The 6736-nt window shown below is 64.3% G+C and carries 5 protein-coding genes; 2 read left to right on the forward strand and 3 right to left on the reverse strand.

Features of this window, described 5'->3' with window-relative positions; all coding sequences use genetic code 11:
• A partial coding sequence (locus ABZD10_RS12375; RefSeq protein ID WP_372886889.1) for a pseudouridine-5'-phosphate glycosidase occupies positions 1 to 892 on the forward strand: 892 nt, incomplete at its 5' end.
• Between the two features lie 78 nt (positions 893 to 970).
• Positions 971 to 1696: a DUF502 domain-containing protein gene (locus tag ABZD10_RS12380; protein WP_372886891.1), complete on the forward strand. Its 726-nt coding sequence runs from the start codon at positions 971 to 973 to the stop codon at positions 1694 to 1696.
• A 300-nt stretch (positions 1697 to 1996) separates the two neighbouring features.
• On the opposite strand, the gene ABZD10_RS12385 is transcribed toward ABZD10_RS12380, so the two are convergent.
• The 3 genes from ABZD10_RS12385 to ABZD10_RS12395 all read right to left on the reverse strand — a co-directional run bounded on the left by ABZD10_RS12385 (position 1997) and on the right by ABZD10_RS12395 (position 6471).
• A complete protein-coding gene (locus tag ABZD10_RS12385) occupies positions 1997 to 4351 on the reverse strand; it encodes a TRAP transporter large permease subunit (RefSeq protein WP_372886893.1) in 2355 nt (784 codons plus the stop codon).
• Between the two features lie 17 nt (positions 4352 to 4368).
• A complete protein-coding gene (locus ABZD10_RS12390) occupies positions 4369 to 5283 on the reverse strand; it encodes a TRAP transporter small permease subunit (protein WP_372886895.1) in 915 nt (304 codons plus the stop codon).
• Between the two features lie 105 nt (positions 5284 to 5388).
• On the reverse strand, positions 5389 to 6471 hold the full coding sequence (locus ABZD10_RS12395; protein ID WP_372886897.1) for a TRAP transporter substrate-binding protein: 1083 nt from the start codon (positions 6469 to 6471) through the stop codon (positions 5389 to 5391).
• Between the last annotated feature and the right edge of the window lie 265 nt (positions 6472 to 6736).

Genomic DNA, 6736 nt, shown 5'->3' on the forward strand with positions numbered 1-6736 from the left:
CGAAGTCGCCGCAGCGCGCGCCGCCGGCGCGCCGGTGGTGGCGCTGGAAAGCACCATCATCACCCATGGCATGCCGTTTCCGCAGAATCTCGAAGTCGCCCGCCGGGTCGAGGCCACGGTCCGCGACAGCGGTGCCACCCCGGCCACGGTGGCGGTGATCGACGGCCGGCTGTGCATCGGCCTCGACGGTGGTCAGCTCGAGCAGCTGGCACGGGCCAAGGGGGTCGCCAAACTGTCGCGCGCCGATCTTGCGGCCTGCATCGCCCGGGGCGGCACCGGCGCCACCACCGTGGCGGCAACGATGATCGGCGCGCATCTCGCCGGCATCGCGGTCTTCGCCACCGGCGGCATCGGCGGCGTCCACAGGGGCGCCGAAGAAAGCTTCGACATCTCCGCCGACCTCACCGAACTGGCGCGCACCCCGGTCACCGTGGTCGCCGCCGGCGCCAAGGCGATTCTCGACATTCCCAAGACGCTGGAAGTGCTGGAAACCCACGGCGTGCCGGTGATCGCCTATCGCCAGCAGGCCTTCCCTGCCTTCTGGTCGGCGCGCTCGCCGCACCCGGCACCGCTGCGCATGGACACGGCCGCCGAGATCGCCGCCGCCCACCTGATGCGCAGCGCGCTGGGCATCGCCGGCGGCCAGCTGGTCGCCAACCCGATCCCCGACGCCGACGAGATCCCCGCCGAGACCCTGGCGCCGTTGATTGCACAGGCCACCGCCGAGGCCGCGCGACAGGGCATTCACGGCAAGGACGTGACCCCCTTTCTGCTGGCCCGGCTCCTCGAGCTGACCGGGGGGCGGTCGCTGACCGCCAATATCGCGCTGGTGCTGAACAACGCGCGCCTGGCCAGCGAAATCGCCATCGAAATCGCCGCGCGGGCCAAATGACGCGCATCGGGCGGCGAGATGTTGAACACATCGCAACAACATCCTAGGTAGGGTGCAACAAAGCCATATGGTTGCCCCATGACCTCTCCTTTCGACGAAGACCATCACCCCCGCAAACCCGGCCTTTTCGCCAGCTTGCGCGCCTCGTTTCTGACCGGAATTGTGGTCATCGCCCCGATCGGCATGACGATCTGGCTGGTCTGGGGCCTGATGGGCTGGGTCGACAGCGTCGTGCTGCCCCTGGTGCCGGCGACGATCCAGCCGGAAAAATACATCGGCATCAACCTGCGCGGTGTCGGGGTCATCATCTTCCTGATCTTCACCGTGATCATCGGCTGGATCGCCAAGGGGCTGATCGGCCGTTCGCTGATCAACTTCGGCGAACGGCTGGTCGACCGCATGCCGGTGGTGCGCTCGATCTATTCCGGGGTCAAGCAGATCGCCGAAACCGTCTTCGCCCAGTCGGACCGCAATTTCGAGACCGCCTGCCTGATCGAATATCCGCGCCGCGGCATCTGGGCCATCGGCTTCATTTCCACCGACGCCAAGGGCGAGATCGCCGCCGCCCACCCCGACGACCGGCTGATGGGGGTCTTCGTGCCGACAACGCCCAACCCGACCAGCGGCTTTCTGCTGTTCTTCCCCAAGAAGGACATCATCGAGCTGAAGATGAGCGTCGAAGAGGCGGCCAAACTGGTGATCTCGGCCGGGCTGGTCTATCCCAACGCCAAGGATCCCAGCAAACCCCCGGCCGCGGGCAAGACCCAGCCGCCGCAAGTCGCGCCGGCCCGGCCCGAAGGCTGACCCGGCTTTCTCTTGCCTGAAATATCCCGGGGAGCCTCGCCTTTCACCGCGAAAGGCGAGGTGGGGCAGCGCCCCTGCCCGTCCTGCGCGCCGGCAAGCCCTGACCAAGCACGGATGCGGCCCGCCCCGGCCGCCTCCCCCTGGCAGTTCGGCGTTTGCGCCCGTCTTCATCTCTTCACAAATACTCGCGCCGCAGGCACGGGCCACTGGGGCCCGTCACCCCGCCTGTGCGCCGGGCGCCCCGAAACGCACAGGGGCCCCGAAGGGCCCCTGCGTCTACAGTCACACCGGCATTGGCGATCAGTTCGGGATCAACGCCGGCAGGATGGTCACGATCGAGGGGAAGAACCACAGGATTCCGAGGCCCAGCACCTGGATCAGCACAAAGGGAATGATGCCCTTGTAGATGTGCCCGGTGGTGACCTCCCTCGGTGCCACGCCGCGCAGATAGAACAGCGCAAAGCCGAAGGGCGGGGTCAGGAATGAAGTCTGCAGGTTGACCGCTATCCTGATGGTGACCCATTTCGGATCGAAAGTGCCGCCATAGATCACCGGCCCGACGATCGGGATCACGATATAGATGATCTCGAGGAAATCGAGCACGAAGCCCAGGACGAAGAGCACCAGCATCACGATCAGGAACACCGTGAACTCGTTGTCGAAGGACTTCAGGAAGCCCTGGATGTAATGCTCGCCTCCGAAGGAGATCACCACAAGGTTCAAAAGCTGCGAGCCGATGAGGATGGTGAAGACCATCGAGGTCACCTTGGCGGTTTCACGCACGATCGGCGTCAGCACCTTGCCGCGCAGCAGCACCCAGCAGCCATAGAGCATGCCGAACATCGCAAACAGATAGGCGATCTTGGCCACCACGAAGGCGATCCAGTTCTCGGTCGAGACATTCTCGACATTGATGCGCAGATCGAAATTCACCCCCACCAAAATCATCACGATGATGGCAAAGGTGGACCACAGGATGATGGCGCCGGATTTCTCCTGGTCATGCAGCTTGCGATAGGCCGCCAGCATGATCGCCCCGCCCGCCCCCAGCGCCGCCGCCGGCGTCGGGTTGGTGATGCCGCCAAGGATCGACCCCAGCACCGCGATGATCAGCACCAGCGGCGGGAACACCACCCGCAAGAGCTCGTTCTGACCCAGCAGTCGCGCCGCGTGACGGATGCCATAGAAGATCAGCAGTAGCGGCACGGCGATGATCGCCAGCGTGATGCCCGGCGTGGTGATCGGCGAGATCAGCACCGCATCGGCCAAAAGACCCAGCGCCACGCCGGCCAGCCCGACCAGCAGCGGCCGCGGGTCCGCCGTCGGGGCCACCCCGCGCGCTGTGGTCAGCACCAGGCTCAGCAAGAGGAAGCCGATGGCCAGCCCCGAACCGATCACCGGCGCCGTCGCCAGATTCTCGGCAAAGGCGGCCTCGCGTTCGGCCTCGGTCAGCTTGCGGGCCTCCTGCACGCCGCCGGCGGCATCGATCTCGCGCTGTTCCTCGACCGCCCGGTCCCAGGCCGCCTGGCCATGCAGTTCCAGCATCGAGGCCTGGCATTCCGGGCTTACCTTGGTGCGCAGGCTGGCGGTCTGACCGGCATCCGAGAAACTGTCGACGGTGACGTTCTGGCTGCCGACGACACCGGCGGTGTTGAGCGCGATCAGCCCCACCACCAGCAGCGCCGGCACACCAAGGAACCAGGTCAGCCCGTGGTTGCGCCCGATCGGCTCGCTGTTCGAAGCCCCGAGCTGCACCGCCGGCGCCTTGGACGGGTTCAGCAGCGCATAGCCGAAGGCATAGAGCCCATAGAGCACCGCCAGCATGATGCCGGGGATCAGCGCCGCCTGGAACAGGGTGCCGACCGAGACCACGGCCGGTTCCCCGAGATAGGTCAGCGCATCGGAACAGCCGGCCACCTGGGCCCGGGTTTCCTGGGCCGCGGAATAGAGATCACCCGCCAGCGTGCCCAAGAGAACGATCACGATCGAGGGCGGAATGATCTGCCCCAGCGTGCCCGAGGCGGCGATCACCCCGGTGGCCAGCTGCGGCGAATAGCCGTGGCGCAGCATGGTCGGCAACGACAGCAGACCCATGGTGACCACGGTGGCGCCGACGATCCCGGTCGAGGCGGCGAGAAAGGCGCCCACCACAACCACCGACACCGCCAGACCGCCGGGCAGCGGGCCGAAGACCCGCGCCATGGTGGTCAGCAGCTCGTTGGCGATCTTGGAGCGTTCCAGCGTGATCCCCATCAGCACGAACATCAGCACCGCCAGCAGGGTCTCGATCGAGGCCCCGGCAAGAACCCGTTCGTTCATGCGGTTGACGATGAACGACAGGTTGCGGTCCAGTGCCCGTTCCCAGCCGCCGGCAAAGACCGGCTCGGCGATACGTGGCAGATCGGGGTATCGGAACACCGATATGGTGTCGGATTTGACCCCCTGGGCGATCAGGTCGGCATACATCGCCGACGAGGTGTCGATCGCCTGGTGAATGAGAAGCCCGGCGCTGTCCAGCGCGGCGATGATCCCGAATGAGATCACCCCTGCCCCGCCGATGGCAAAGGCCACCGGGAAACCCGAGAGAATGCCCCCGAAGAGGCAGAGAAAGACGATAATCAGGCCGGCTTCGACCCCATCAAGTCCGAATAGCATGGTTTCTGCCCCTTAGCTCAATGTGTGCCTTCATAGGCTTCTTCGCCCTCGCCCAGCGTGTCGCGGTCGAGGTATTTGCCGTCGCTGTCCATGCCTTCCTTGCGCTCCAGATACGAGCGGTAGAAAAACGCGATGGAATGCAGGAACACCATCCCGGCAAAGCTGATCAGCAGCACCTTGAACAGGAAATAGGCGTTGAAGCCGTTCGGCGAGAAGCCGATGGTCTCGACGTTCCACTTCAGGATCCGCGCCTTCTTCATCAACAGCTCGATCTTGTCGCTGGCCGAGACCTTGGGCGTCATCAGGTGGCGCCACATGAAGAACCAGCCGTACATCCATGTCAGCACCGCCGCCGGCATCATGAAGACCAGCGAACCGAACATGTCGATGGCTTTCTTGGTCCGGTAGGAGACCACGGAATAGACCAGGTCGACCCGCACGTGGCTGCCCTGAACGAAAGTGTAGGTGGCGCAGAGCGACACGATCATCGCATTGTAGAGCTTCAGCTCCTCGGCCCACCAGCTGACATCGAAGGTCAGGAAATCGACGCCGTAGATCAGCGAGATCTCGGGCACGGTGAAGATCCGCTGCATGAAGACGATGACGATCTGCTGCAGCACCATCAGCAACCCGGCCCAGGCGAAGAACCGCCCCACCGTGTTGGCGAAGGTCTCGAGCACCCGCACACAGCCCCACATGAAACCGTTTTTCCACAGGCCGATGGCGGTGAAGATCAGGAAGGTGGTGAACACCACGAAGAAGAACTCGACCGAGGCGCCGTAATAGACAAAGCGCATCAGCGATTGCTTGTCCTCCACGGTCTCGAGGCCGCCGAGCCAGGCCAGCCACAGCGACGGATGCGTCACCGCATAGCCGAAATTCACAAAAGCTTGGCCGATATTGGTTAAGAACCAGACAATTGCGTCCAGCATTGTCCCCATCCCCTTGTTGTTGCCACGGGATGCGCTTGCCAGCGCGTCGTTCTGAAAGGGCCTCCCGCGTGAGACGGGAGGCCCTGATTGTAGCGCTAAATCGACTTAGCCCAGAACGCGGTCGCGCTGCGCCCGATAGGCGCCTTCCGACTTCTGCAGCCAGCCCGACGAGGCCTTCATCGAGGCCGAATAGCTGTCGTAGATACCCTTGTAGATATCGTCGCCCATGTTCTCGGCATGCACTTCTGCCGATGCGGCGCCAAAGGCATCCCAGACGCTGTCGGGGAATTCCAGCGTCTTGACGCCGGCCGACTGCAGACGCACCAGCGCCGCGCCGTTGTTGTTGAGGAACTGCGCCAGGTTCCACTGGTGGCATTCGCCGGCCGCGATCTCGATGATCTTCTGATGCGCGGGCGACAGCGAGTCAAAGACTTCGCGGTTGGTGGCCAGCGACAGGGCGGCACCCGGCTCGTGGAAGCCGGCGGTGTAGTAGAACTTGGTGATTTCCTGGAAGCCGGCCTTCTCGTCGGCCCAGGGGCCGATCCACTCGGTGCCGTCGATGGCCCCCGAGGCCAGCGCCTGGTAGACTTCCGAACCCGGAAGGTTCTGGACCGATGCGCCCAGTTTGCCCAGGGCCTTGCCGCCCAGACCCGGCATGCGGAACTTGAGGCCGTTGAAGTCTTCGGGGCCGTTGATTTCCTTGGCGAACCAGCCGCCGGCCTGGGCGCCGGTATTGCCCGCGATGAAGGATTTCAGGCCGAAGATCTGGCCCAGTTCGTCATGCATGCCCATGCCGCCGCCATGGTAGTACCAGTTGGCCAGTTCCTGGGCCGACATGCCGAAGGGCACCGAGGTGAAGAAGGCATAGCCCGGATGCTGACCGACGAAGTAATAGTCGGCAGCGTGATACATGTCGGCCTGACCCGCGGTCACGGCGTCGAACACTTCGAAGGCGCCCACCAGTTCGCCGGCGGCCTTGATGTCGACGGTCAGCGAGCCGTCGGACATGGCGGTGATGCTGTCAGCGGCGCGCTGCGCGGCGTCGAACACGCCGGCCAGACCACGACCCCAGGTGGTGACCATGGTCAGGGTCCGGTTGCCGGTGGCATAGGCCGGCGCGGCCAGAGTGGTGGCCGCTGCGGCGGTACCGCCAAGAGCAGAAGTTTTCAGAAAAGAACGACGATCCATAGAGTTCTTCCTCCCAGATTATTTTCAGTCCGGCATGGTCTTTGGCATGCGGACGGATCGTTGCAAGTGAAAGAAGCCTAGCCCCGGGTTCGCCTTCTGGGAATACCAACTACTACGGACTCGGCTGAAATTGCGCCGAAATCGCCGTCGCATCGGGGCCGCATCAGGGCCGGTTTGGCGCCCTTTGCGCGACCCGCAGCCGAATCCCGGCTATGATTCGACGCCAAAGCCGACTATCGAATCATATATGCGCCGTTTCCTGCCC

The sequence above is a fragment of the Shimia sp. genome, from assembly GCF_041624275.1.
Taxonomy (GTDB): Bacteria; Pseudomonadota; Alphaproteobacteria; order Rhodobacterales; family Rhodobacteraceae; genus Shimia.